The organism is Mesorhizobium sp. WSM4841 (genome assembly GCF_055811515.1).
On sequence record NZ_JBVVQC010000004.1, the window covers coordinates 81,677 to 106,734 of the forward strand.

Consider the following 25,058-nt stretch of genomic DNA (forward strand, 5'->3'; position numbering starts at 1 on the left):
TCGCATGAACCTGATCGCCAAGGTCACGTCTTCGGGACTGCAGAAGCCGCTTGGGGACGTTCTTCGAGTGCCGCTGGGCATCGACGTTTGGGAGGTCAAGGCGGATCACCTGATCCTTCGTGCAACCGAGGCTCAGCTGGACCGCCTGTCCAGCATGGGCTACCTCGTCGAGCAACTCGAGGATGTGGCGCGGCACCTGTCCACCTTCGCCAGCGCCGAGGCGGCGGAGCAGTATCATTCGGCAGCCAGCCTGGAGGAGGAGCTGCGGCAGCTTGCGGAAGCGAAGCCGGACATCGCCCAATTGATCGAGATCGGCCGAAGTATCGAGGGCCGGCCCATTCTTGCCTTGCGGATCGGGGACCGTCGCGGCGGTGTTCCCAAGGTTCTCTTCATGGGCTGCCACCACGCGCGCGAGTGGATCGCCGTGGAAGTGCCCTTCCTGCTCGCCAAGGAACTCGTCGAGCGGGCTGACGAGGCGCCGATCGCAGGTTGGCTTACGAGCGGAGAAGTCTGGGTCGCCCCGCTGGTCAACCCGGACGGCCATGAACACAGCCGGGCACAAGAGCGGCTTTGGCGCAAGAACCGCCGCAGGAACGACGACGGCTCGTTCGGCGTGGACCCGAACCGCAACTATGGCTACATGTGGGGCATTCTTGACGTGCCCACTTCCAGCCACGTGCCGAGCGACGAGACCTATGTCGGCCCGCGCGCTTTCTCCGAGCCGGAGACCCAGGCGGTCCGCGATCTCATAGGCTGCGAACGCTTCGCCGGCGTGATCACCTATCACAGCTACTCTCAGCTCATACTCTACCCCTGGGGCTACACGGAGAAGCCCATACCGGACGTTCAGCATCGGGAGCAGATGGTGGGGATGGCCCAGGAGATGCAAACCCTGATTAAGGGGGTGCATGGCAAGACCTATGTCCCGCAGCAGTCTTCCGAGCTCTACCCAACCGCGGGCGATACAACGGATTGGACCTACGGGACCTACGGCATACCGTCGTTCACGGTCGAACTCAGGCCGCGCACCTTCGAAGAAGGCGGGTTCATCCTGCCGCCAGACCAGATCCTGGCGACCTGGGAGGAGAACCGTCCGGCTGCATTCCGGTTCGTCGAACAGCTCCTGGCGGCGCCTGTGGCAGCATAGGAGGCGGAGGACGACCGGTCCCGGAATTCCGGAACGAGTTCGGAGGAACCGGTTGCGATCATCGAGCTAACCGAAGGAGAAACGCCGGTCTCCGAAGCCACGCGCGTTCCGCGTAAAACGCGCGCGATCAAGATGCTTGGGGTTCGGCCGGTGAGCCCATCTGGGCCGCATTTTCGGTTGCTGGCGAGAGACCGTCTGCCGCCCCTTGCACTGTTCGGCGGCGGCTTGATCGTCCCCGGGTGCTCGCCAGCGAGTTAAGCTTCAGGCCAAAGAAAGGCTCGGGGCACGACTCGCGCAAGGGAGCAAGGGTGGCCATCGCTATAAGCGATGGCTCGTTTGTCCGCACCCCGGTCATTCAGCGCTTTGCTCACGACCCTCTGCTTGCCACCCCTTCTACGACGTTCGCCACTGCTGAAGGCTAAGGCTGTTCAGGGTCAAGGGTTGCCTATCAGGGCCGGAGCGTCAGGGTCCTGATTGGGGTCGTAAGCTGAAATTCAAGCTGACACGATTTCGGACCAGCGCACAAAATGATGTGTACCGATCATGATACGTCACGTCGGCAAAGACCCTCACAAATCTGTCGACCTCGGCGCGCATCCGCTGCCTCGAGAGCCTTGCGGCGAAGCCTGACGATTGGTTGGCCGCCGACAAGGATGCCACGATCGCGCATCGGCGTCGGCTTATCCTGGCGGTACGGCCGTCACCTCGTCAGTGATCTTTGAATCAGATTTCGTCGCCCCGATAGCGCGGTCGCCGGTGAGAAGCGAAACGTGCTCGAAGACGACCGGTTTTGTCGGATAATCGCGGGAAACGGCAGCGAACAGGAGCTTGTCACGGGTTCGTTGCGTCTCCTTTTTGGCGAGGCGCCCGGCCTTGAGCCGCTGCACCACGATCTGGCTTTCGCCCACCCGAATATTGTCAGCCTGGAGCAGAACCCTCCGTGTGCCCACCAGGGCCTCGCGACTTAGATCAAGGTTTTCCCCCATCAACTCGCGCTGAGCCATGCGCAACATCTGCCGAGCCGCCGAACGGTAAACTGTGTTGTGCGGATGATCGACAGGGCCCTGCTCGGCCCACCTCAACTCGAATTGCTCGTCGAACTCGCTGGTGCGTGCCGCCGGCGCCGCCGCGTTCATCCATTTGAGCGTCGACCGGATGACCGAAAGGAAGCGCAGATAAGGCGCCCGGTCGGACCGTGATCGCAACCGCAACACATCCTCATAATAGAAGCGTCTCGGACATTTCTCGTAGCGTTCGATGGCCTCGACTGCGATGCCTTGGGATGAGTCGAACTCGCCAGAGAGTGGCGGATAGGCGGGCTAGTCTTCCGGATGAGTTCGTCCAGAGCGCTGATTGCCGCCTTGTCGACCAGGCTATCGAGAGGGTCCAAGTCGTTCATGGTCGTTGAGGCGCTGGCGACCATGCGCGGCTTGGGTTTGTCTTTGAGCTTTGCACGCTGCTTGGTGGTCTGGCTGGCGACCGAACCACTGAAGTCGATCTCGAGGTATTCCGACATCCGGGTCGGCGTCTCGGTGAGTATCAGCTTCACCAGGTGAGTCCTGACCTCGCCGGCGATTTCGTCGACGTCGGTTGGACTGAACCCGCGGCAGTTCAACGCCACGATCTTGCCGGCGCGGGTCATGACCTCGCGCACCAGGCGACCAGTCAGCTCGCGCCGCTTGCCGCCGTTGCGGGCGAAGTAGACGAGCGTCTGGGTTTTCCATCTCGAGGGCGCCTCAAGCAGCATGGCGCCCGACCTGTCAGACTGGAGGACCTCGGCGATTTCCTCTTCGACGTCGGCAAATCGCGTGTACGGACGGCCGTCTCTCTCCCGTACCGAGGTTAGTGGCACGGGGCGAAGCATGAGTGCATCTGGTGTCGACGAGTCAATCATATCCCCCTCAAGCCGGCATTATGCTGAGTTGGAAAAAGCGCAGGAAGGATTTTTTTGAAGAATTCGCGAAAATCTTTCGGCTAGCAATCAAACAGCGCCCGGCCCGGCTTGGACGGTCACTCAGCCTAGGATTGTCGCGACGAGGCTATCGCGGACGGCGGATGAGCGGGATATGAGCAAAGCCGTTATGGCGCTGTTCGTTGTTTGTTCGCTGAAGGTCGCATAAGATTGCAGAGAGGAATGCGTTCGGAACGGATCTAGCCGTAACGGACCTTTCCATTCGGCCAACCTCAATGACTGAAAACGGGCGAGTTGCAGACGTTCGGCATCAGCCGCCCGAACCCAGATAGCGGAGTGATATTGAGCAACACCCCATCTCGGCCTGTGATCGTCGCAATGCCGGCTGGGAGTAAGGGCGGCGCGCTAACGGTTCTAGGGAATCTATCTCGCGGGATTGCCACGTAAGTTTTGATCGGCCGCCGTGGGTCTCAGTGGTGCCGGATCGATAGCAATGTTCGGCCGACTACCCTTCAGGTCGCCCTCACGCCAATTCGACATGCCACCGAAAGAAACTATTGGTACGTGTTGGCTCGTGGTTCGATGTTGGCAATCACCTTGAAAGGGTGGGCTTCCTGCCGCGCTTCATCGAGCAGCTTCCCGAGCAACTCCCGCTCCACTTCCGTCACCCGCTCATCGACTTCGAACCGGACGGCTTGCTGGTCGCGCACTATTCCAACACCATGGACGCCGCACTTGCCGAGGTACTTGGCACTCAGCTTTGATTTGGCATCTTCAAGCGATTGCGGCAACATCCGCTCCGTCGACTAACTCGATCTCAAGTTCAGACAGCACATCACTTATTTGGTTTGCGACCCCATAATTTCCAGATGGAGGACCGGCAAAATACAATCCAACACCCCGCTTCTGGCCCAATTCGACCACTAATGAGCCACTGTCGCCGCCAAGCCCGAATGCCGGCGCGCCAGAGACGGATTCAATACGAATTTGATTCTGGAACAATCCTACAATGCTTGCATCACTGTGATCCATCCCAATCAAGGCGTCGTAGGCGATGTCGGTAACGATGCCTTCAGTATAGCCCGTCGTCCGCCCATGCTTGCAAACGCTCATCCCAACAGCTGTAACCGCTGTTCCATTGATGCTTCCGATTGTACATATCTCGGGCCGCCATTGGATATCGGGCGCAAACTTCGCGATCGCCCCGTCCACTCTGTTCGGCGCGCCTGACAGGTCGATGGGAGTAAATCGCACTAAGTCAGCCACATAGGCCTGGCTATCGCCCCCATCCGCTGGGCCAGGCTGATAAATATCGTCGCCCGGATAGCCTTTGTTCACGTTGGCTAAGACGTGATTGTTGCTAAGAATATAAACTTGCTGTGCACTATCGCCTTGTCGACGCGAGCGACAAAAGTAACCGAGTGTCCCTGCAGTGATATCACGGTGGGCCACGCTTATGCCTGCAACGAGAGGCCTCTGTTTCCCTTTCCGTGAGTCAGAACACGTCGGAGCAGCCGACGCTGAAGCAGCCTGTCCCGCTGCCGTTTTGGGTCTGCGCGCCAATGCAAATGCAGGAGCGGATTCAATAATGTCGGTGGGGATACCATCAATTGTTTCGGGAATCCGATCCCTGGGGGACAACAGGCTCGGCGCGATTTTCTGAACAACGTGAACACGCACAACCATATCGTCTGTCGTAGCCTGCCCGTTCACAAACTTGTGCCCTATACCGACTGCGTGGACATTGAGGCGCGCTCCGGCCACCGCCTCATCCACACTCATCGTTTGAACACGTGCAACAACCTTGCTCCGAAAACCCAGCGGAAGATAACGTGCGCTTAAAGACTGTTTAGCCTCGAGTACGTCCATCTAAGCTATCCTTATTCGGGCACGGCTTTGTTTAGAACTGACAACGCGCCGGCGGCGCGGCGGTTTCAGGCTTCGCCCTAAATGGTATCGACCATAGGAAATCTGTCTGAACGTAGAAGGGCTTGCTGTCTTTCTCGAATTTCTTCCCGCGCCAGAGGATGCGTACGCTTCGACAGCCCGGCAACGCGGCGTCGAGGCTACGCAATTCTTCCTCCATTTCCGCCTTGAGCGCGGCGGTGAAGGCGCGGGCATCCATCGACAGACCCAGATCGGCGTAATATTCGGCCCGGCGACGATCGAAATCCTTCGGCAAGTCATCGTCCGGATTGCGGTGACGATCGGCGCCAACCACCCAGATCTCCTTGGCTCGGATGCGCTCGCGCAACGCCTGCAGGACGCAAAGCTCGTAATCGATCAGGTTGATCCGTCTGCCGCCCGCAATCATGAAACCCCGCCATTTAGCCGGAACCACGCCGTCAACTGGAACGCCGTCCCCGATGCTGAGCAACCGGCGGCCCTCGCGTCGCGCCCGACGAATCCATGCCAACGCATTCAAAACGGGCCGGTGCGCCGCATTGTTCGAACGGACCCACCTCGGCGAGAGAAGCGACGGAGGACATCTGAGCCATCCCGGGGACGCATTCGCTCCAGTAATTGTATCCCGTACCGCTCGTGTTTGCAGCGTCGCGCGCGGTTGGCAAAGCAACGCGCGATCCGAGCCGAATTACCGCAATGTTGCTGGCTGGAGCCGTCTATGGATCAAAATTCTGATGTGCCGACCTTTGTTTCCCTGTGGCGTCTGCGAGGCGCTCGATCCGCGGCAACTGGTGGGATTCCCCAGGACATCCTCGAAGGCGCGCCGTCGCTGCGGACGTTCAAGCGAAGGGCGAGACTCCGAACAGCCAGCCGTGCAGCCAGAGCCCGAACAATGCGAAAGCCACCAAGCCGATGCCCACAGCAATCAGGTCGCTACGCGGTCGCACGACCGCGGGTGCCGGATCGCCGCGTGGAATGACGGCAATGAGATCGACAATCGCGTAAACCAGAAATGCTCCGAAGACTAGGAGCGAGGCAAGGTCGCCATTGGCCAGGAGGTGGCCGATGGCCCAAAGGATGATGCCCACCAGCATCGGGTGCTTCAGCCGATGCTTGATTGAACCCGTGGGCAAGTAAGCGGCTGCCAGAAAGACGAATGCGGCGAGCACCAACACCGACGCGACATGGCGGCCCCAAGAGGGCGGCTCGTAGATCTCAGGCGCATTGGGCCGATAAAGACTCCAGCCCCAGACGATCAGCACGAAGCCGATGATCGATAGGAGCGAATAAAGTCCCTTCCAGCGCCGCTCGTTTGTGGCGATTTGCTCATCACGAAAGCTGCCGGCGGCGATCCGAACAGAATGGATTCCGAAGAAGATCACGAGGCCGAAAACCAGTACTAGCATAACACCTCCGAGGTTCGGCGCGTCGGCGGGAAGGAAGGCTTGCTTACGCTCTCGCTCGAGTTGCCGGCTGCATATGCGCAAAACGGATCCTGCGAACGAGATGGTCAGAGTAATATATCAGGGACCCGCAATCTTGGAATGGGCAAAGCTGCCGATTGGCACGCCACCGCACGTTTGGCACCTGCCAGTCGCCGCCTTCGCGCGGCACCACTCGGCCGTCGGTCTTCAAAGTCTCGCTCTTGGCGTTGATTCGGCTGTGCGCCACCTTTCGGGTCCTTCGCCCAATACGGGATCAGACCCCACCGCGCCGACACAAACATGGTCGTACCGCGCACCAACTCATCGACAACGATCATCGGATATGTCAGCCGGGTGCGCCGTTCTAGACCGGAAACTGGTTCGACAGCCGGTCGACCTTGTCCGGATCAGCGAAGGAAAACTTCGCCACCATCTCTGCGATAGAGCGCTTTACATGAATCCGGCCACACATCGGGCGAAGATTGTTGCCCGAAAATCGAGACTCGAGCTTCTGGACTCAGGACAGCGACAGACACCGCTATGACAATCGTTCTGGCTGGTGGCGAAAGCGTGCTGTAAGTCTTGTCCTCCAAGTGGCCGTCGATCTCAGCTACAGTCCCTCGACGGTCTTCCTACACTTGGGCCGGCTGCGAGGAGTTGGACGACGTCGCAGGGATGGCTTCGCCGAACTGCTGGACCACGGCTCGATCGAGATCACATTCGCATCACAATGGCGACGAGGCCATCCTCCAGGCCAAACGTGATCCTTCTTCAACGGCCTGCTAGGGCCTTCCGCCCACTGTTCCCGAGCCAAGGCGTCATAAGGGAGCCATTCTTGCAATCGGCCTTAGCAATGGGACGCAGTTCGCGTGACGTGCTATGCTTTGAGGCGGGAGATACGGCGGTCGCCGAAGCGCCCGCACGCCTCCCTGTCTATGGGAGGATAATATGGCTTACTATGTGCTGCTCACCAACTTCACGGATCAGGGGGCAAAGACAGTCAAGGACACCGTAAAGCGTGCTGAAGCATTCAAGGAGATGGCGGCCAAAAGCGGGGTCAAAGTGCATTCGCTTTACTGGACGCTCGGTCAGCACGACGTGGTCGCGATTACCGAAGCCGACGATGATATAGCCGCGACCGCGCTCAGCTTATCAATAGCTTCGCTCGGCAACGTCCGAACGCAGACCCTAAGGGCGTTCGACGCCAACGATATGGCAAAGGTCATTGCCAAGATGGGCTGAAAAAAGAAGCGACAATAAAGATCGCGCCGACCGTTGGCGCAGGCAAACGGCCGACGCGACCGCGCCGATCCACAGTTCCGGGTTTCAGGCACGTGACCTGTGGGCGCGGGCTTCGGAAGAGATGGTTTACGTGGTTTGTGACTCAGTGCTTCCGGGAGGCTTCCCTGGAATGTCTGAGCCGGCGGCGACCGTGTCCTCGACGTCGGCGATCTCACCGTCTTGGCCGTGGCGCCGGGTAGGCGATGCAGCGAGAGCGTTCATCGTTCTTCATCGTTCAATGGAGGGGTGAGGAGGACCGGGCGGGACCAAGGAGAATCATATGTTCAGCCATGTAAAATTCGCCCATCTGCCAGTGCGCGACCAGGATCGCGCGATCGCATTCTATCGCGACAAGGTAGGGCTTAAGGTCGCGACGGATGCTCCCTATCGGGACGGTCTCCGCTGGATCGAGCTGGCCGTCGGGGAGTCGCCCACCCATCTGCTTTTCACAGAGCGGCCCGACGACACGCCCGGCGAGACGCCGAGTGCAATTCTAATTACACCCGATGTCGGGGCGGCCTATGAACGGCTGACAGAGCGCGGCGTGGAGTTCACGCAACCGCCGTCGCCGGCACCTTGGGAGCCAGGCGCCACCTACAGCGGGGGCTCGACGGCGCTTCCATGCACGCGGCGAGCGGTGAGCGAACCTTTTCGAGTTGACCCCCGACCTCCTGGTTAAGCCGGTCCCAACTTGCCTGGGACGGCCATTCCGGGTGAGTCGGACGGACGCGCGACATAGAACGGTCTGCTGCCGCCGCCTGGATCGGGCTGAGCACCCACGAACACAGGCTGTGCAGGAAGGGGAGGGCTGCTGCGGTTGTCCGCAATAGACGTCTTCTGTTCATTTGACCCCGTCCTTAGCCCGAAGGCCCGTGTTCGATGGCCCGGAGGTAAGCTACCGCCGCCTCGGCACATCCGCAATGATCAGGTGTCTGGATTCCGCTTATCCCTCCGCTCCAGGGTCTCCTCAAGGTATCGCGCGGCTCCGGCTCAGTGGGCCCCGAAATAATCGCGAGCGAGGCTTGCATCGCGGCGCCGCGCTTATAGGCCTGGGCCCGTCATCGCGACCGATGATGCCTATCGGGATGAACTCCATCGCAGCGGATTTGTCGGCCCCTTTCGGCTGGGGCGCGACAGCTGGCAGGCGGCCCTGCCCGACCTCGGGACGCCAAATGAACAGCATGTTGGCGTTCATGTTGCGCCGGCGCGCCGCTTCGGCCACCGACGTGCCAGGCACCAGCGTCTCCGCCACGATCCGGGACTGGTTTTGTTGCAACGGCTGACTTGGGACGCAGGGAGAAGTGGTGCGCTGTTGGTCAGGCGGCGAGAATGGCGAACTGCTCGGCCAGGGATGGATTGGGATTGTAGGTGTACCTCGCCTGGTGCTTGCGCATCATGTGAACCATCTCGATACCGGACAGGATGATGCCGGCGGTGACGGTCGGCTTGAAGCCGAGCATCGGTCGAATTGAAAGACGGGTGACTGGATGCCGGCGTTGGCGACGAGAGCTCGCGGTTCTGTGCCGCATTGCCGGCGCATTCGATCGCGGCCTGTTCGAGGCGACAGGTGTGCGTTTCGAGAACGTCACCTGGACTCCGGGCCATGGTTCCGGCTGCTGCCACATCTGCCTGGTGGACCGGAATATCTGATCAGATCGCGATGCCGGCGTTGCGCAGCCCCTCCATCAGCCGACCGAGCTGACCGGGATCCCGATAGGGGAGTATCTGACCGAGGCGTTCGACGGAAAAATTCGGATTGACCCGCTGCGTCTCCTGCCAGTAGCGGCGCGCTTCGTCGTGGCGTCCGGTGAGGCCATAGAGGCAGGCGAGATAGAAGCGCGTCATGTCCGTCCGCGGCGCCAGCGCCAGCCGCCGCTTGAACGCGATCTCGGCTTCGTCCAAGCGGCCAAGCGCCAGGAGGGCCCTTCCCATTAGGTGCAGGGACATGTCGAACTGGGGATCGAGCCGATGGGCCCGGGTAAAAAGCGCAACCGCATCTTCATGCTGCCCCTGGAAATCCCTCACGCTGCCAAGTACGCTGAAGGCCTGTGCGGAATTGGGGTCGAGAGCGATGGCGCGCTCCGCTTCATGCTCCGCCTCGTCCAGGCGCCGCATCCAGGAAAGGCAGATCGCAAGCGCGACATGGCCTTGCGGCTCGGTGTCGTCGGTTTCGATCGCCTTGTGCGCCAGTTCCCGCGCCTTGGTCAGGTTGTCCTCGGTCGCGCCGTTCCACTGGTTGGCGTAGTCGGCGAAGGTGACCATGGCGAGCCCCGAATAGCCGAGAGCCAGCCCCGGATCTATCGCCAGTGCGCGCTCCAGCATCTTGCGCGCTTCCACCGATGCCTCGGGACGAAATTGCAAGGCGGTCTGGCGGGCGCGGACGATCAGATCGTAGACCTCCGGATCGACCTTGCCGTGCTTGCCGCGCCGCGCCTCCTCGCCGGTGGTAAGCTTCACCTCGAGCGCGCTGACGATGGTGCGGGTCACCTCGTCCTGAACCGCGAAGATGTCTTCGAGACCGCGATCGTAGCGCTCCGCCCAGAGATGGCCGCCCGTCGTTCCGTCGATCATCTGGGCGTTGATGCGGATACGGTTGGCGGCCCGACGCACGCTTCCCTCCAGCACGTAGCGGACGCCGAGCTCGCGGCTCACCTTGCGCACGTCCGGCGCCTGGCCCTTGTAGGCGAAGGAGGAATTCCTGGCGATGACGAACAGGCCCGAGACCTTCGAAAGGTCGGTGATGATGTCCTCGGTGATCCCGTCGGCAAAATAGCCCTGCTCGGGATCGCCCGACATGTTGTCGAACGGCAGCACCGCAATCGACGGCTTGCCGAGCGGCGGCTGCAATCCACCGACTGCATCGGCGGGCGCGGCTGTCTTCGGCGACCAGGTCCAGATGTGCAGCGCGCGCTCGATGTTCTTGACCTCGCGATTGCCGCCGTCGACGAAATCGATGCCCAGGCGGCCGCGCATATGCTCGTGGATACCATCTGAAATCACCACGCCCCCCGGATCGGCGAGCCCCTCGATGCGGGTGGCCACGTTGACGCCGTCGCCATAAAGATCGCTGCCCTCGACCATTACATCGCCGAGATGGACACCAATGCGCAGCACGATGCGCCGTTCCGCGGGAACGTCGGCATTCGCCGCGGCCATGACCTGCTGCACTTCGATCGCACATTCGACGGCGCCAATGGCACTGCCGAACTCGGCCAGTATCGCATCGCCGATCGTCTTAAAGACACGGCCCTGATGGCGGGCGACGAGCGGCTCCACCATATCGCTCCACCGGAGCTTCAGCTCCGTCAGCGTGCTTGCTTCATCCCACTCCATGAGCCGACTGTAGCCGACGACGTCAGCCGCCAGAATGGCGGCAAGCCGACGTTGAATGCGTTCGTTACTCATATGCCTAACATTCGCTGAGAACGTATTAGCAGATAGGTACGCATGGCCTTCAAGTCCACTCGGTTTGACAGATCCGAGACCAGAAACGGCAGCGTCGCCTTACTTAGTGTGAAGGCTGGCGTCGTAGGTCACGCCATGGCCTAAACATCGTGCCGACCCTGCCAATCACGGTCAAGGCGCACAGCCCCCGAGGAGGCCTATCGGCCCGAAGCTGCGATTGGCCAAGTTGGCGAACATCACAGCTCTGCCCGGGCGAGAACAAGTACTGTTCCCGTAGACACGCTAAGTCGAACAGAACACTCTTATCGGGAGCACAATCCTGGCAGTCGCGAGCGCGTCCCGGGAGGCTTCGCCCCCTCCGACCACGTCACAGGTCGCCGATGCCATCATCGAAGCCGTCGAACGAAACAAGAGGCTCAAGGTCCGGCCGGCGCTGTTTCGGATCTTGTTTGCCTCGCGCGACAGGGTGGCGATCAAGCTGACGACGTGATGATCCCGACGAAACCGCAATCCTGTGAGCACGTCATGCGCAATCTGCGGCCGAACCGCCAGCATGATCGTATCGCAACTGTCGAGGACGGCCTGATTATCCGGTGCAACGCGCTGACGTGAGCGCGCCTGTGCCGATGAAGCCGAGTTTCATTGGGTTTCCTGTGCCGTTGGTTCTGGATCGTCGTCAGCCGACAAAATAGTACCAGCTCGGCAGAACTTTGGGATCAGAGCACGCGATCGGCTTTCCTGCGACGTCAGAGCCACCGCCGCACGCTTTGCTTGTAGTCGCGATAGGCATCGCCGAAGCGCCGCTCGAGATAGGCCTCCTCGCGGGCGACGACGCCGTAGCGGATCAGGATTGCCAGCGGCAGCGTGAGGACAAGGATCCAAATATTCTGCGCGGCGACGCCGATGCCGCCATAGACGAGGAACATGCCGAAGTAGATCGGATTGCGCGTCCAGCCGTGGATGCCGGTCGCCACCAGCACGCGCGTCGGCTCATTCGTGGGCACCGGCGTCTCCGCGCGCATGAAGTTGCGAATGCCCGCGGCGAAAAGCGCAAAACCGATCAGGATCAGGGAGCCGCCGGTGATCCAGGTGACCAGGTCATTCCTGGGAATCGGGAACGGCAAGCGCAGCAGGCGATCCAGCACGAAGCCAATCAGGAAAGCAGCGAGAAAGAGCAGCGGCGGTCTCGCGATGACACCTGCGGTTCCGGTGTCGGTTTGCCCAGCCTGGTCCATTGCCATGTCTGCTCCCGCAGATGCTGATGGCGACGAATCCCAGAGTCGCCTAGAGACGACAACTAAGGTGTCATTCTAGAAGTTGACAACAGAGGTGTCAATCGCAGAGATTGGCACGGAAAAAGGGAAACAAAAAGATGGCGTCGGCACGACACGGGACCGACCGAACGAAGGGAGCTGACCCATCGTTGACGGCAAGGCCGAGGCGATCACCGAGCTGATGCTCGAAGTGGCCCAGTGCTTCTTCAGAATACGGGCTCTCGGCCAGAAGACCGGGCTCATCACCAGTTGGGGCGGCGGTGCGTTCGGCTTCATGCGAAGCCTGGCGCTGCTTGGTCCGTTCACCGTGCCGCAGATCGCCCAGATGCGACCCACCAGCCGTCAGCGCATGCAGCGGCTGGCGGATGAGCTTGCCGCCGAGGGGCTCGTCGAATTCATAGACAATCCAAAACACCGGCGCTCGAAGCTCGTGCAGCTGACGCGCAAAGGCGCCGCGCGCTACGGCGAGCTGAACGCCCAGCTGATGGCGATCGCCTCGACCATGGGCGTCGCTCTCGACGAAGCGGATATCCGCAAGACCGCCGGCATCGTGCGGCAGCTGAGCGACGATGTGAAAGTGCGCTCGGAGCGGCTGCCGTAGCGCTGACGCAAAGGCGGCGCGGCGCCATCGATGGGAATCCTGCTTGAGCGCCTCCCCGATCGCGTGCCGTTTCAGCCTGGATGCGCTTGGCTGTTGCCACTTCCGTCCGGGCCAGCCGGCGAACGATTGCCAACCGGAACCTCTGCGGAGCTGAGGCGTTCGAACCGCAGGAGCTGAGAGCTGCGCCACCGCAAAAGAGTACTGCAATGGCTCAGAAGATAACGACAGGCACAAACGACCGGCCGCGCAACGAAACCATCGGCCAATCCGGCGAACCCGACGACAGCAGCAGGTCGCTTGAAGTCGACGAAACCGCGGTCGCCCGGTTGCGAGGCAAGCTGCAAGGCAAACCTGCGCAACTTGCGGAAGATCAAGCCAATGCCGACGCGGCAGGCATTGCCGGCGCCGGCGAGCATATGTGTCACCGTTGCGCCGGGACAGGCATGATCGACGGCCGCACCTGCCCCGAATGCGGCGGAACCGGAAAGGTGACGACGCCGATAGGCGGCGGCTAAGGCGATCAGGGGGAGCGATCTCGCGGCAACCTCGATCACTGAAGAGCCAAGGGGCCGATGGCAATTGTGCGGATCAGATCGCCGGCACCCACTTCCAAAACACGCCCTCCATCCGTTCGGGATAGTGCTTGAACTCGCATTCGAAGCGCCATCCGTAAGTCTTGGCGGCCGCCAGCGCTTCCTTGCTGACCGGATTCATGCCCGTTCCCGGCGCGAACCAGTCTTCCAGCAAGTCGTCGGGCACGTAGGCGCCGATCCTCAAAGGCAGCTTTTCGAGGACGACATCCATTTCCTCAGGTGCGGACAATGGCTTCTCCTTCAAGATCTAACCACGAACAAGTCATTCGAAGCCGATTGGGTTCCAGACTATCGGTGAGATTGAAGGCGGGAGTGGATTCGACGTCGAGCTTTGCCAGATGTGGCTGAAATAGGAAGGTCGGCAGGTCGCAAGTTTGGCGAACCCGACAGCGATTCGAACCTCTCCTTCGGAGCGCTGCGCTCAAATCCAGCTGAGCTATGGGTGCCTCCTGAGAGGCAAGAAATTGGCGGCAGCGTCTTACGAGCGTGCTACTAGGCGGCAGCTGCCCTCACTACGTCCATTAGCTTTTCATAGCTCAAGACGACGTCGTACTTCACTCGGTCCTGTGATATGCGACGATTGATCTCGTCGAAAAACTTCCTGGCACACTCAATCTTCGTTTTCTCGATTTCACGCAGCGTCATTGTGGACATTGACCCCTTGGTTTCCGCGACGAAATAGATGTGCTTGACGCCACCCTTCTTAAAGGAGATCGCCCAGTCCGGGTTGTAATCACCGACTGGCGTAGGAATTAGAAAACCACGAGGGAGTTTGGCGTAAACGACCACCTCAGTGCTGGTCTCCAGTTCTTGGACGAACCGCCGTTCGATGTCGGAGTCGGGGATCACGTAGTCGTAGACGTGGCGCTTCAACTTGGAACTTGCCCGTGAGAAATCTTGACCGGTCTGGTTTGCGGTGAAGATGTCGACATCATAGCGGTCAGCAATTTGGTCATACGCAAGGCGCTCGATGATCATCGTTGCCTTCTGCTCGGACACCAATCGCGACGCTTCCGAAATGAAGTGTTCAGGATTTTGATGGAACTGAGCAAATACACTTGCCTCCATGCCCGAGAGGATTGCTGCTGTCGTCCTTCGTGTCAGCTGAGTGTTCTCAGAAATCTTGCCGACCAGGTCGTACTTTACCCGGGAAGAGGATGGACCTCCTTCATAGGTAGCCTGCGTCTCCTCTTCAAATCCGGTTCCGTGCGATAGTTGCTCCGATGTGAGAGCAGTTTGCTGCATACCGGCTCGGACGATGTACTGCAGTCGTGTTACCCGGAGTTGCCTGTCAAGCGTACTCACACATTTCCTAACGAGCTCATCGGAGTCGAACTCTACCCGGTAAACCGCTTTCCGATTGATCCGAGCCCAGAGCTCCTGGAATTCCTTTTTCTCGAAATTTTCATTGAGCGGGTTCGTCTTTGGCTTCCTGCCGTCATCGACTTTGGGCAGCTGTGCGTCGCTGAAAACACTGTCGATGAGCTGGAAGATCTGATCTGCATGGGGCTTCAGTTCGTCCGGCAACGCCGCGAGTGCCCCTGCTTCCTTCGCGGCGTGGTAGTCGCTAGCGACTTGATCAGCATCGTCCGTGTAGTCGTTTTTAACGAGATATCTGTAGATTTGCTTCGCCATGGCCGGCGTGATCTCGACCGGCCCTGCCTCGGTCGCGATGGTCTTGCCGTTGAAATAGGCTTCAGTGGCCTGCCGGGGGCGGGACGACAACGTCTCCGAGATTTCCTTCTGGAGACCGCTCACGAAGTCCTTGTAACTCTCGCTGGCGACGACGGTGAGGATGTTGATGTCGTGAACCACCGCCGGTTGGTCCATGCGGTCGCCATGCTGGTTGACCGACAGTCGCAAGCCGCGCCCTACCTCCTGGCGACGTGAGATCATGTTGTCGCTTTGCTTCAACATGCACATGACGAAGACGTTTGGATTGTCCCAGCCTTCACGAAGCGCGGAGTGCGAAAAGATGAAGCGGACCTCTCTCTTTGCCCGCTGCTCGGCACTGTCCGATGGCCCCGGAAGGGTGAGTAGGCTCTCCTTGTCTTTCAGGATCAGGTCGTAGGCGTCGACATCGTCTGAATCGGTGGCCCGTGCGCCAACCTCCGGGTCCTTTAGACGGTTCGTCTTCTTGTCGATCGAAAAATAGCCGTTGTGAGTCTTGGCCACCTCGATCGCGGCGAGGTGTTTCCGGAATGCCTCATTGTCGATCGCCAGTTCCGAGAGATACTCGGCCTTCAGAAGCTCGTACTCTTCCTCAAAAACACGTGCATACTCGCCTTTCTCGTCGGCCTGGTCATAGTCGCGGTACTTCTCCACCTCGTCGATGAAGAACAGGGACAGCACCTTGATTCCTTGGGCGAAGAGCTGCTCTTCCTTGTCGAAGTGGGCCTTGATCGTCTCGCGGATCTGGATGCGGCGGATGTCGCGCTCGGACACGTCGCCCGTGGCCTCGCCAGCAGTCAAGACAACACCGTTGGTGAACTCGACCGTGTCGTTGTTGTAGTCGATTTGCGAGATGGTGAAGCCCCGGTACTGATCGAGCTCGCCGGAGAGCGTGAAGAGATCGTCGCGGAACTCCAGCCGCCGCAGCTGGCGTTTGATCTCGCCAGACTTCAGCTTCACCTCCAGCTCGACACGGGCGACGGGCGCCTTTTTCGAGATGTCGATCCCTTCGAAGTAGAGATAGGCGTTCGTGCCAGCCAGGCCGCGCGTCTGGATTCCACGCACAGCGATCTTCTTCACCAGCTTCTGATTGTAGGCATCCAGCGCGTCGAGGCGATGCACACGGTTGTGTTGCGTCTTGTGGGTCGCCGAATAGCGCAGAATCATAAGCGGCTTGAACTTCGGCAGGGACTCCATGGTGGCCTTGCCTTCCATCTTCTGCGGTTCGTCAAGGATCACGATCGGCCGGTTGCTGGCGATGACGTCGATCGGGCGGCGAGACTGGAAATCGTCCAGCTCGTCATAAATCCGGCGGTTGTCGGAACCTCGAGCGGCGAAGGCCTGGACGTTGATGACCATGACGTTGATGCCGGCGTCGGACGAAAAGCTTTCCAGCTCGTGCAGGTGCTTCGAGTTATAGATAAAGAACCGCGCCTTCTTACCGTAGTTTTCGGTGAAGTGCTCGGCGGTGATCTGCAGCGATTTGTAAACGCCCTCGCGGATCGCGATGCTGGGCACCATAATGATGAACTTCGACCAGCCGTAGCGCTTGTTCATTTCGAACATGGTCTTGATGTAACAATAGGTCTTGCCTGTGCCCGTTTCCATCTCGACGTCGAGGTTGAACTTGCAGCCCGCGCTCGTCACCAATGCGTCGGACATGGGCAGGTTCTGCCGCCGCTGAACCTCCTTGATGTTGGCCAGCACCTGAAGGTCGGGCAGCGCGATGTCGGCGTTCCTGAAGCCTTCTTCGAAGGCGCTCGTCTGCGCCTCAATACCGGGATCTACCCGGTAGATGATGCCGCTCACCATCGGCTGACCGGCAAAACAATCCACGACGGAGTCGACGGCATTGGTCTGATACGGCTGGATCTTGAACTTGAGTTTCATGGCCCCCTCAGATCGACTTGACGTCGGTGCCGGGGGAGAGCTGACGGAAGACCTGGCCGACATTTATCTTCACCGCGTCCGACACAAAGCCATTGTCGCGGAAGACAACGCGCAGCGGCTCGCGACCCGCAAGCTCCTTCACCAACTCCTCGGTCACCCCCGCGTCGAAGCAGGCGATAAGCGCGTTTTTGTCCACGAAGAACACAGTCTTCCCTTTCACTGTTTCGCGCCGAATCGGCAGGGTCAACTCCACGCCCCAATCGACCAGCACCTGGAAGAGAAGGTCTTCGGCCGTGCGGTCCGGCTTGATGTTGTCGACGGCGTGGAGCAGATCCCTCTGGTCGACCTCATCCGGACGGTAGTACACGTCCTGCATGTTCGACGTGTCGATTTTCAGGACGCGGAAGCCGACATCCTTGTTCCAGTCAGCGTGGCACCTGCCTTCGAGCAGCTTTGCTCCCGCACGCCGAATACGCTCCTTGCTTATTTCCGCAATATTTAACGGCTTACCAATGCTGTTGAGAAACTTGATGGCCCTCTGGATCGTTTGCTTGGCTGCAGGGCTAGTGGCTGTTTCTACTTTCAACTCTTCCGGCATTTGAATCATTATGAACTTTCGCGCTCCTCCGTCACGCGAGTTCAACTCAAGCACAGCATGTGCTGTAGAACTCGAACCAGCAAAGAAGTCGAGTACAGTTGCATCCCTTGATCCCTGGAGACAGTATGCGATTGTCTCGGCAAGAATCGAATGGTCCTTTGGGTTATTGAAAATAACATCACCAAAAAGACTTTTTAGCACCCCAGATGCTGCTCGCCCATCCTTATAGAGTACGGGCGTCTTAACAATTGAATCGACGTCACTAAGATAGCTTTTCTTAAGCGGAATGGTCGTTTCATCCGACCCGAAGAGAACTTCATCGTTCCGAATCCGCTCCAGCATGACAGGCTCCGTTGCCCCCCAACCCCTCGAAGGTTTCTTCACAGGCTTCTTTGCTATGGGATGGAAAATCTCATAGTCAGGAATACTCGTACTAGCGGAAGATATATCCGCACCAAAAAACAGTCCGCGATCATCGGACCTAAAAAAGTGAGCCAGTTTCTTCGTGGGATCATCCTCATCCAAGCCCGCGTAAAACCTTCTCATTTCCAGCTCTATGGATGGATGGTCGTCACCAAGCCGGGCCCGGAGGGAGTCATATTTCTCCAGAATCGGTTCGATCCCTTCTTTTCTCTCCCGCCATTTGCCCTTAGCCGAAAGGGACGATTTATCTTTGGCATACACCAGCATGTATTCAGCACTGTCTGAGAAAAATGTTGAGTCGTTCTTGCGACCCTTCTCCCAGGTTAGGATAGATATCCGATTATCTTCTCCGAAGATTTCGCCCATTATCGCGAGAAGATTCTTGACTTCCTCCGGACCAATTGACGCCAGAATAATCCCATCATCAGCCAGGAGATTTCGCGCAAGGCGAAGCCGCGCGTAAATCATGCTCATCCAGTCTGAGTGGAAGCGCCCATTGCTTTCCAAGTTCGTAACGAGACGATTCCCCACATCGTCGGTCTGCAAGGAGCGCTTCAGGAACTCATCAGTGCTCGAAGCGAAATCATCATCATAGATGAAATCTGAACCGGTGTTATAGGGGGGGTCGATATAGATGAGCTTTATGCTGCCGAGGTAGGTCTCTTGTATGAGCTTTAATGCCTCCAGGTTGTCACCTTCGATGAACAAATTCTGTGTATGGTCGAAAGCCCCACTTTCGGCGACTTGAGGCCGCAGCGTTTTTGCAATCGGTGCGCTCGAAGTAATTAGCGCTTCTCGTTTGCCAGGCCAGCTGATTTGGTATCGCTCTTGCGGCCCTTCTACGACATAGTCACTCAACTCCTGGCGTAGCTGGTCGAAGTCTACGGTAAGCCGAATCTTTCCGCTCTCATCTGCACCCTCGGTGACGCAGCCCGGGAAAAGCGCGCGGATTTTCGCGACGTTCTCCTGCGACAAGTCGGGGCTGTGCATCTTTAGGTTTTCCATACGTATCCTCTTACTTGTCCATCACCGCGCCGAGGGGATCGCCCGCAGTCAGCCGCTCCAGTTCCTGCTTCGCCGCGCGGAGCTCGGCATTGATCATCACGCGCTTGTTGAATTGCTTCTCGCGGGCGAGCCGCGCTTTGATTCGCTCCACCTCCCGTGTTTTGGCTCGGATCGCCTCCATCAGCACGATCCGGTCCGCGATGGGCACAGGGGGGACTTCCGGCGTGTGCGTGAACGCTGCTTGCGCCGCCTCGCCAAAGCCGGTCGCAGCCATGTCGCTCCGCTGACTCGTCTGTTCAGAAAGAATCGCCCCGAGTACCCCCTCGTATACCGCCCCGAGATTGAGGGCCACCGGAAACGGCGCCCGCGGAGCGTCTTCCGGCGCCCAATCAGTAGCGAAATACTCGCTGATCACCCATTTCGCGCTGTCGACTTCGCTCGGCCGCTTGAACGCCGCGGTGGCCTTGCGCTTGCCGCCGTAGGTGAGCTCGAAAATAATGGGAAAGGGTATGGCCTTGTCAATCGCGCGCAGGACGTCCTCGTGGAGCTTACCGGTCTTAAGCGTAAGACCGACAACCTGGATCTCCGTCACCGATTTAGTGGCGCTCAAGTTGATCGTCTCCGGCGCTAGCTTGAACAGCCAGACGATCTGATCGACCTCACACACGAACAGGTCCTTGAGCGCGGTGTTCGCGCCCGCGTGCTCATAAATTTTGTTCTTCGGCACCACACGGCCGAAGGCGGCGCTCTTGGGATAGTCGAAGAACGCCGTCATGCAGCGCCTCCTTCGATCACCAGGAAACCGATCAGGCCAAAGTCATCAAGCCCTGCGATGGTGTGGGTCAACGCCGTCGTGCGGCCGCCGCTGAACAGGCTGTCGAGGTCCTTTTGCTCCTTCACCTCGATCATGGAGCGGATCGCCGTGCTGAGGAGACCCGAATAGTGCTCCATCTTCCGGCCATCCCCGGTGCGGTCACTAAAGGTGCGGCAAACCTCCTGCGCTGGCAATTCGCGACCCTTGCAGCTCGACCGGATCAGATCGAGCAGGCGTTTCACCTCGGTATGGTCGGCGATGATCTCCCCGTCATCGGCGATGTAGACCAGATAGAACGGGTGGAGCCGGTTTTGCTGGTTGATGTTGACGGTGTTGTGGATGTTCCTCAGCGCAAAGATCACGCCGGCGCGGAGCCCCAGCTCCGGCTGAGCGGGAACGACGGCATGCATGCCGTTCGGAAGGTCGTGGAGTTCACCGTGCTGCTTGACGTAGTTCAGCAGGTCCATCCGGAAATCGTTCAGACCGAGGTCGGTGATGGAGATGCCTGTCTTCACGTCCTCAAGTTCGATGACCTCTTCCTGTAAGCGCTTGAGCTGCTCCTTACGATAGGCGATGTCGCCGCTCTTGGCCGTCAGGACATTGTCGTCACCGGTTCCGACCATATCCGCGATCACCATCCGGTTCTCGACGCGCTCTTTCAGATTGATGTACTCGTCCAGCGAAATATCGGGCCAGTAGTTAATCAGTTGGACTTGTAAGTTGGGTGAGCCGATACGGTCGATGCGCCCGTAGCGCTGAATGATCCGCACTGGGTTCCAGTGGATGTCGTAGTTGATCAGGTAGTCGCAGTCCTGAAGGTTCTGGCCCTCGGAGATGCAGTCGGTGCCGATCAGGATGTCGATCTCGCCGGGTTCGTTCGGCAGGACGATGTCCTTCTCCTTGGATCGGGGCGAAAAAAGGGTCAGCACGCCCTGGAAGTCGTAGCTTTTCTTCAGGGTGGTCTTTGGCGTGTCGGACCCTGTCACCTTACCTGTATGCAGGCCCAACTGCTGAGCGAAGGGCGCCAGATTGGCGAAGAGATAGTTCGCTGTGTCAGCGAACGCCGTGAAGATCAGCACCTTCATGTTGCCGGGATTCATCGGCTGCTCGACCTTGCGATTAATGACATCTTTCAGGTGCTGGAGCTTGGCATCGTCGTCAGGCCCGACTTTGTCCATAGACGCAACCAGGTCCTCGATCAGAGCGAGGTCGGCCCGAAGATCGTGCTTCCAGGAGGGCAAATCCATGTCGGCCAGACTGATCCGGACCTTCTTTCCAACTGTGAATTCGTCGAGGCCCTCAAGATCTTCATCCTCGGCGTCCAGCGCTTCGACATCCGCGAGGTAATCGGTGACACTCTGTGAACCTCCGGACCGCTCAAACTCGCCGATCGCGCCCAGTGTCCGGGATATGTTTCCGGCGAGCGAGCGTAGCGTGAGCCGGAACGCCTCGACCGAGCTCTCCAGGCGTTTAAGGAGGTTGGTCGTCATCAGCGCCTGAAGGCTGCGCTCTCGGTCTGCCTGCCGCAACTTTCCCCTGCCACCCTCGACTTGGGTGTCGTAGATTTCCTCATATTTTCGAAGTCGACTTGGGAGAATGTAGCTGATGGGCGCATATACTGCGAGTTTCAGCACGGAAAGCTGCGCAAAGATGTCATTCAGGCTCATCACGTCGCCGCGGTGTGTGATTGGGCAATGGAACGACAGGGGTTTTCGCCTTTGGGGGAACTTGCCGATGTCTTTGGTGTCGTAGAAGGTCTCGATGTGCTTACGTGACCGCGCGATTGTCACGGCATCAAGGAGTTCGAAGAAGTCGAAGTCGAGCGCCTTAAGGATCGTTGCCGCGTTCCGCTCCTCTGGAGGGAGCATGGTCCAAGCGTTGAATGCCTTCTGCGCTCGCCGGAAAATTTCCTCGATGCTCGTGTCAGTTTTCAGGTTCCGGCTTAGGCCCTCGGACTGTCCCTCGTAAGCTAGAGCGAGCTGGTTTCGAAGGTCCGTGAAGCGGTTATTGACCGGAGTCGCGGAAAGCATGAGAACTTTGGTTTTCACGCCTGCGCGGATGACCCTGTTCATCAGCTTCTGGTATCGGGTCTCCCGGTCCTTGTAGATGTCATTGTTGCGGAAATTATGGGACTCGTCGATAACGACGAGATCATAATTCCCCCAATTCACGCGGTTCAGCGGAATGCCAAATGACTCACCGGACGTTCTGGAGAGGTCCGTGTGGCAAAGGACGTCGTAGTTGAACCGGTCTTTCGCAAATATGTTGGTCGTGAGGTTGGTGTTATAGTTTCGCCAATTGTCAGCGAGTTTTTTGGGGCAAAGCACCAAGACGGCACGATTGCGAAGCTCATAATATTTGACGACCGCGAGCGCGGTGAACGTTTTCCCTAGGCCGACGCTATCAGCCAGAATGCAGCCGTTGTATGTCTCCAGCTTGTTGATGATGCCGGTTGCCGCATCCTTTTGGTAGTTGAACAATTTATTCCAGACGAGACTATCTCGATACCCCGTGAGGTCATTGGGCAGAACGTCGTCGTCGATATCCTCCAAAAAGTTCTGGAAAATATTGTACAGCATCATGAAGTAAATGCGTTCAGGCGAGTTCTCTTGGTAGACCGACTCGATGTGGTCGCAGATCGCTTCCGTGACGTCTTTAACCTTTTCCGGATCTGACCAGATCTGGTTGAAGAGCTGGAGATACATCTGCGCGTGACTCGGATCATCTGATCTGGTCACGAAATTCGAAACGGCATCACCCTTCTGGTATCCGAGGTCGACGGCGGTGAAACCGCTGATCGGCATATATGCGGTGCCCGCGGCGTCATTTGCAATGTGCATGAACTGCTGCATCGGAGCTTTGGTGGTGTTCGACCGGAACGTCGCCTTATTGCGGATCCAGGCTGCGCATTCGCGCGCCACCGCTCTTTGGGTCAGCTTGTTGCGGAGCTGGATTTCAAACTCTGTCCCATATATACCGCTCTCCCGTCGTCCCCTTGGTATGAAGAATTCCCGCCGTTCCTTGCGTAGGCGGTCAGCAACCTCTGTCGGGACAAAGGTCGGCGCGGTAAAGATGAATTGGAAGCTCTCAACCTTGGAAAGCTCGGATTTCAGCGCCTCGAATGCATAGATAGAGAAGCAGGACGCCGCAATTTTTAGCCGCGAGCCGCGTTCGACGGTGCGCTTCAGATCGTCCCCGAGTCGCTCCGAGATGTTGTCGATGATCTTCATGTCGATTACCGGCGCCAAGTAACGACGACCTGGTCCCCCTTCGCCCTGCCTTTTGCCAGCCTCAGCTGGCAATCGCATCTATACGAACGGATCGGCGGACTAACAAGGAACTCTGTCGACTGCTCCGTTGCCGGTTCAACTACAAGCCTCCTCCGCTTGAGCCAAGCGCAGCTAACCTCCCATGGAAGAAGCGAGCGATCAACGAGCCAACTTGCAATCTCATCAGGCCGATAGAAACGCGCTTTCCCTTGCCTGGCGGGCTCGGGAGTTGATCCCGTTTTCACGCACGCGCCATTGGCAAGCTCTTCTTGATCGACCGAATCTTGCTTGCCAGCCATGCAGACCTGGAACCACTCGAGAACCCTTTCCAGAATGGGTCCAGATGTTATTGGCGCACCCGACAGGATTCGAACCTGTGACCTCTGCCTTCGGAGGGCAGCGCTCTATCCAGCTGAGCTACGGGTGCCTTCAGGATCGATAATCCGGAAAACGAACCAGCCGGTAAACCGGCCAGCCACGGCTTCTTAGCGGAAGCCGGCGCGGGCTTCAACGGGCAAGTGGCCGGCGGCAGGGCTGCGAACTCGGAATAACGCATTTTCCGGATTGCTCATTCCACAGAGGTCCACGATCTGGAGCCTGCCGTGACCCTCGAAGGTGCGAGAAGCAAGCCCGAGGGCCGGCAAACCTGCGGTTTTATCGGACCTATGAAGAATGGCGCCAAAGCCTGAAATGCAAAACCCGCCTCGGCGGGCGGGCGCAAATCAGCACTATGAATAAATTCCTAGCATAGTTGCCGTCACCTGTCAAGTTGAAACCACCGATCAAGAGCTCGCCCCCCATCACTGCCGAACATCCGCCCCTCACTGCTCCCCGGCATACAGCAGCCGCGTCGTCGTGTTTGACGCCGGCGACAGGTTGCGCTGGATCAGCGCCTCGACGTGGTCGTTGCGCTGGCGCGCGCTGTCGGCGCCCATCACCACGAGGATGAGCCGGCGGCCGTCGGCGTCGTAAGAGGTGACGATGTTGAAGCCTGAGGCTCTGATGTAACCGGTTTTGATGCCGTTGACGCCGCGGACGCGGCCGAGCATGTCGTTGTGGCCGCGCACCAGCCTGCCCCGGAACATGAAGTCGCTTTCGGAGAAATAATGGAAATGCTGCGGGAAGCGGGCGCGCAGCGCCATGCCGAGCACCGCCATGTCGCGCGCCGTCGTCAGCTGGCCGGCGTCCGGCAGGCCCGACGCGTTGCGGAAGACGGTGCTGCGCATGCCGATCTGGCGCGCTTTGGCAGTCATCATCGCGGCAAACGCCTGTTCGCTGCCGCCGAGATATTCGGCGACGGCGACCGCCACGTCATTGGCCGATTTGACGGTGATCGCGCGGATCGCCGATTCGACATCGATCGTCTCGCCACGCCTGAAGCGCAGCTTGGTCGGCGGCTGCCTGGCGGCGTTGTCCGAGACCGGGATCAGCGTCGTCTTGCTGATGCGGCCCTGCTCCAGCGCCTCGAACAGCAGGTAGAGCGTCATCATCTTGGTCAGCGACGCCGGATAGCGCGGCGCCGTCGAGTTGGCCTCGAACAGCGTCTTGCCGCTGCTGCCGTCGATGACAACAGCCGCATATTTCTGCGCCGGCGCCGGCACCGCCAGCATGGTCTCCGTCGGCGTCGTCGCGCAGCCGGCGACGAGCACCAGCAGGGCAAACGCCGCGACAAATCTTGTGATGAACGGAAAGAGGTGCGCTTTGGACAAGATAGGTCTGTTCTGAAGGTAAGCGGTTGCTGAAACGAGTGGGAAACTAGCGTAACCCAATGGCGCCGTCTATTTCGTTAACACCGGTCATTCACCACGCTCCTGGCGTTGGCGCCGCCCCTCACCTGCCTGCCGGC

At 59.1% G+C, this 25,058-nt stretch carries 20 protein-coding genes, 1 tRNA gene and 2 pseudogenes; 5 read left to right on the forward strand and 18 right to left on the reverse strand.

Annotation, left to right across the window (positions count from 1 at the left end):
* Positions 1 to 4 precede the first annotated feature (4 nt).
* Complete coding sequence (locus AC0L14_RS05975) at positions 5 to 1,147, forward strand: M14 family metallopeptidase (protein ID WP_473748912.1); 1,143 nt, start codon at positions 5 to 7, stop codon at positions 1,145 to 1,147.
* A gap of 680 nt (positions 1,148 to 1,827) precedes the next feature.
* On the opposite strand, the gene AC0L14_RS05980 is transcribed toward AC0L14_RS05975, so the two are convergent.
* The 6 genes from AC0L14_RS05980 to AC0L14_RS06005 all read right to left on the reverse strand — a co-directional run bounded on the left by AC0L14_RS05980 (position 1,828) and on the right by AC0L14_RS06005 (position 6,370).
* Positions 1,828 to 2,283, reverse strand: coding sequence for a hypothetical protein (locus AC0L14_RS05980; protein ID WP_473485625.1), 456 nt, complete (start codon positions 2,281 to 2,283; stop codon positions 1,828 to 1,830).
* The gene (locus AC0L14_RS05985; protein ID WP_244602598.1) at positions 2,280 to 2,894 is read right to left on the reverse strand and encodes a hypothetical protein; all 615 of its coding nucleotides are present in this window, start codon (positions 2,892 to 2,894) and stop codon (positions 2,280 to 2,282) included. The genes AC0L14_RS05980 and AC0L14_RS05985 overlap by 4 nt, the downstream gene beginning before the upstream one ends.
* Positions 2,895 to 3,613: 719 nt before the next feature.
* Positions 3,614 to 3,853 carry a hypothetical protein gene (locus AC0L14_RS05990; protein WP_133254688.1) on the reverse strand — a complete coding sequence of 80 codons (240 nt, stop codon included), beginning with the start codon at positions 3,851 to 3,853 and terminating at the stop codon, positions 3,614 to 3,616.
* Positions 3,834 to 4,928: a chymotrypsin family serine protease gene (locus tag AC0L14_RS05995; protein WP_133254689.1), complete on the reverse strand. Its 1,095-nt coding sequence runs from the start codon at positions 4,926 to 4,928 to the stop codon at positions 3,834 to 3,836. The genes AC0L14_RS05990 and AC0L14_RS05995 overlap by 20 nt, the downstream gene beginning before the upstream one ends.
* Before the next feature lie 31 nt (positions 4,929 to 4,959).
* The gene (locus AC0L14_RS06000) at positions 4,960 to 5,373 is read right to left on the reverse strand and encodes a hypothetical protein (protein WP_123146086.1); all 414 of its coding nucleotides are present in this window, start codon (positions 5,371 to 5,373) and stop codon (positions 4,960 to 4,962) included.
* A 430-nt stretch (positions 5,374 to 5,803) separates the two neighbouring features.
* Positions 5,804 to 6,370, reverse strand: coding sequence for an NnrU family protein (locus tag AC0L14_RS06005; protein WP_352910979.1), 567 nt, complete (start codon positions 6,368 to 6,370; stop codon positions 5,804 to 5,806).
* 966 nt (positions 6,371 to 7,336) lie between these two features.
* On the opposite strand from AC0L14_RS06005, the gene AC0L14_RS06010 reads away from it, so the two are divergent.
* Both AC0L14_RS06010 and AC0L14_RS06015 read left to right on the forward strand, forming a co-directional pair.
* Positions 7,337 to 7,630 (forward strand): GYD domain-containing protein, encoded by a 294-nt coding sequence (locus AC0L14_RS06010; RefSeq protein ID WP_123146088.1) that lies wholly within the window; start codon positions 7,337 to 7,339, stop codon positions 7,628 to 7,630.
* A gap of 319 nt (positions 7,631 to 7,949) precedes the next feature.
* Positions 7,950 to 8,348 (forward strand): VOC family protein, encoded by a 399-nt coding sequence (locus AC0L14_RS06015; protein ID WP_473748913.1) that lies wholly within the window; start codon positions 7,950 to 7,952, stop codon positions 8,346 to 8,348.
* A 288-nt stretch (positions 8,349 to 8,636) separates the two neighbouring features.
* Here AC0L14_RS06015 and AC0L14_RS06020 read toward each other — a convergent pair whose 3' ends face one another.
* From AC0L14_RS06020 to AC0L14_RS06040, 5 genes and pseudogenes are all read right to left on the reverse strand, one after another.
* Positions 8,637 to 8,921, reverse strand: coding sequence for a transposase (locus AC0L14_RS06020; protein WP_473527129.1), 285 nt, complete (start codon positions 8,919 to 8,921; stop codon positions 8,637 to 8,639).
* A gap of 64 nt (positions 8,922 to 8,985) precedes the next feature.
* Positions 8,986 to 9,138: pseudogene (locus AC0L14_RS06025) on the reverse strand (IS6 family transposase); the annotation flags it as partial.
* A gap of 181 nt (positions 9,139 to 9,319) precedes the next feature.
* Positions 9,320 to 11,074, reverse strand: coding sequence for an adenylate/guanylate cyclase domain-containing protein (locus tag AC0L14_RS06030; protein WP_473748914.1), 1,755 nt, complete (start codon positions 11,072 to 11,074; stop codon positions 9,320 to 9,322).
* A 282-nt stretch (positions 11,075 to 11,356) separates the two neighbouring features.
* Positions 11,357 to 11,692 (reverse strand): annotated as a pseudogene (locus AC0L14_RS06035) (hypothetical protein); the annotation flags it as partial.
* Between the two features lie 128 nt (positions 11,693 to 11,820).
* Positions 11,821 to 12,315 (reverse strand): methyltransferase family protein, encoded by a 495-nt coding sequence (locus tag AC0L14_RS06040; RefSeq protein ID WP_473748915.1) that lies wholly within the window; start codon positions 12,313 to 12,315, stop codon positions 11,821 to 11,823.
* Positions 12,316 to 12,529: 214 nt separating this feature from the next.
* Between AC0L14_RS06040 and AC0L14_RS06045 the strand changes: the two genes are divergently transcribed.
* Both AC0L14_RS06045 and AC0L14_RS06050 read left to right on the forward strand, forming a co-directional pair.
* Positions 12,530 to 12,949 carry a MarR family winged helix-turn-helix transcriptional regulator gene (locus AC0L14_RS06045; protein WP_473748916.1) on the forward strand — a complete coding sequence of 140 codons (420 nt, stop codon included), beginning with the start codon at positions 12,530 to 12,532 and terminating at the stop codon, positions 12,947 to 12,949.
* Between the two features lie 206 nt (positions 12,950 to 13,155).
* Positions 13,156 to 13,464, forward strand: coding sequence for a hypothetical protein (locus tag AC0L14_RS06050; RefSeq protein ID WP_473748917.1), 309 nt, complete (start codon positions 13,156 to 13,158; stop codon positions 13,462 to 13,464).
* Between the two features lie 73 nt (positions 13,465 to 13,537).
* Here AC0L14_RS06050 and AC0L14_RS06055 read toward each other — a convergent pair whose 3' ends face one another.
* From AC0L14_RS06055 to AC0L14_RS06085, 7 genes are all read right to left on the reverse strand, one after another.
* Entirely contained in the window at positions 13,538 to 13,771 is a 234-nt protein-coding gene (locus AC0L14_RS06055; RefSeq protein ID WP_065009975.1) for a hypothetical protein, read from the reverse strand.
* Between the two features lie 263 nt (positions 13,772 to 14,034).
* Positions 14,035 to 17,103, reverse strand: a complete 3,069-nt coding sequence (locus tag AC0L14_RS06060; RefSeq protein ID WP_473748918.1) for a type III restriction-modification system endonuclease — start codon at positions 17,101 to 17,103, stop codon at positions 14,035 to 14,037.
* Between the two features lie 7 nt (positions 17,104 to 17,110).
* Positions 17,111 to 19,129: a site-specific DNA-methyltransferase gene (locus AC0L14_RS06065; protein WP_473748919.1), complete on the reverse strand. Its 2,019-nt coding sequence runs from the start codon at positions 19,127 to 19,129 to the stop codon at positions 17,111 to 17,113.
* Positions 19,130 to 19,139: 10 nt separating this feature from the next.
* Entirely contained in the window at positions 19,140 to 19,904 is a 765-nt protein-coding gene (locus tag AC0L14_RS06070; protein WP_473748920.1) for a DUF4391 domain-containing protein, read from the reverse strand.
* Positions 19,901 to 23,173 carry a helicase-related protein gene (locus tag AC0L14_RS06075; protein ID WP_473748921.1) on the reverse strand — a complete coding sequence of 1,091 codons (3,273 nt, stop codon included), beginning with the start codon at positions 23,171 to 23,173 and terminating at the stop codon, positions 19,901 to 19,903. Before AC0L14_RS06075 ends, AC0L14_RS06070 begins: the two co-directional genes overlap by 4 nt.
* 389 nt (positions 23,174 to 23,562) lie before the next feature.
* Positions 23,563 to 23,639, reverse strand: a tRNA-Arg gene (locus tag AC0L14_RS06080).
* A gap of 394 nt (positions 23,640 to 24,033) precedes the next feature.
* On the reverse strand, positions 24,034 to 24,921 hold the full coding sequence (locus AC0L14_RS06085; protein ID WP_473748922.1) for a D-alanyl-D-alanine carboxypeptidase family protein: 888 nt from the start codon (positions 24,919 to 24,921) through the stop codon (positions 24,034 to 24,036).
* Between the last annotated feature and the right edge of the window lie 137 nt (positions 24,922 to 25,058).

What these genes read in the sequence shown, in the direction of transcription:
- AC0L14_RS06070 (WP_473748920.1), bottom strand. Translation starts at nt 19,904, where the DNA reads ATGACGGCGTTCTTCGACTATCCCAAGAGCGCCGCCTTCGGCCGTGTG.
- AC0L14_RS06040 (WP_473748915.1), bottom strand. Translation starts at nt 12,315, where the DNA reads ATGGCAATGGACCAGGCTGGGCAAACCGACACCGGAACCGCAGGTGTC.
- AC0L14_RS06060 (WP_473748918.1), bottom strand. Translation starts at nt 17,103, where the DNA reads ATGAAACTCAAGTTCAAGATCCAGCCGTATCAGACCAATGCCGTCGAC.
- AC0L14_RS05975 (WP_473748912.1), top strand. Translation starts at nt 5, where the DNA reads ATGAACCTGATCGCCAAGGTCACGTCTTCGGGACTGCAGAAGCCGCTT.
- AC0L14_RS05980 (WP_473485625.1), bottom strand. Translation starts at nt 2,283, where the DNA reads ATGAACGCGGCGGCGCCGGCGGCACGCACCAGCGAGTTCGACGAGCAA.
- AC0L14_RS06050 (WP_473748917.1), top strand. Translation starts at nt 13,156, where the DNA reads ATGGCTCAGAAGATAACGACAGGCACAAACGACCGGCCGCGCAACGAA.
- AC0L14_RS05990 (WP_133254688.1), bottom strand. Translation starts at nt 3,853, where the DNA reads ATGTTGCCGCAATCGCTTGAAGATGCCAAATCAAAGCTGAGTGCCAAG.
- AC0L14_RS06075 (WP_473748921.1), bottom strand. Translation starts at nt 23,173, where the DNA reads ATGAAGATCATCGACAACATCTCGGAGCGACTCGGGGACGATCTGAAG.
- AC0L14_RS06005 (WP_352910979.1), bottom strand. Translation starts at nt 6,370, where the DNA reads ATGCTAGTACTGGTTTTCGGCCTCGTGATCTTCTTCGGAATCCATTCT.
- AC0L14_RS06065 (WP_473748919.1), bottom strand. Translation starts at nt 19,129, where the DNA reads ATGGAAAACCTAAAGATGCACAGCCCCGACTTGTCGCAGGAGAACGTC.
- AC0L14_RS06010 (WP_123146088.1), top strand. Translation starts at nt 7,337, where the DNA reads ATGGCTTACTATGTGCTGCTCACCAACTTCACGGATCAGGGGGCAAAG.
- AC0L14_RS05985 (WP_244602598.1), bottom strand. Translation starts at nt 2,894, where the DNA reads ATGCTGCTTGAGGCGCCCTCGAGATGGAAAACCCAGACGCTCGTCTAC.
- AC0L14_RS06045 (WP_473748916.1), top strand. Translation starts at nt 12,530, where the DNA reads ATGCTCGAAGTGGCCCAGTGCTTCTTCAGAATACGGGCTCTCGGCCAG.
- AC0L14_RS06030 (WP_473748914.1), bottom strand. Translation starts at nt 11,074, where the DNA reads ATGAGTAACGAACGCATTCAACGTCGGCTTGCCGCCATTCTGGCGGCT.
- AC0L14_RS05995 (WP_133254689.1), bottom strand. Translation starts at nt 4,928, where the DNA reads ATGGACGTACTCGAGGCTAAACAGTCTTTAAGCGCACGTTATCTTCCG.
- AC0L14_RS06015 (WP_473748913.1), top strand. Translation starts at nt 7,950, where the DNA reads ATGTTCAGCCATGTAAAATTCGCCCATCTGCCAGTGCGCGACCAGGAT.
- AC0L14_RS06000 (WP_123146086.1), bottom strand. Translation starts at nt 5,373, where the DNA reads ATGATTGCGGGCGGCAGACGGATCAACCTGATCGATTACGAGCTTTGC.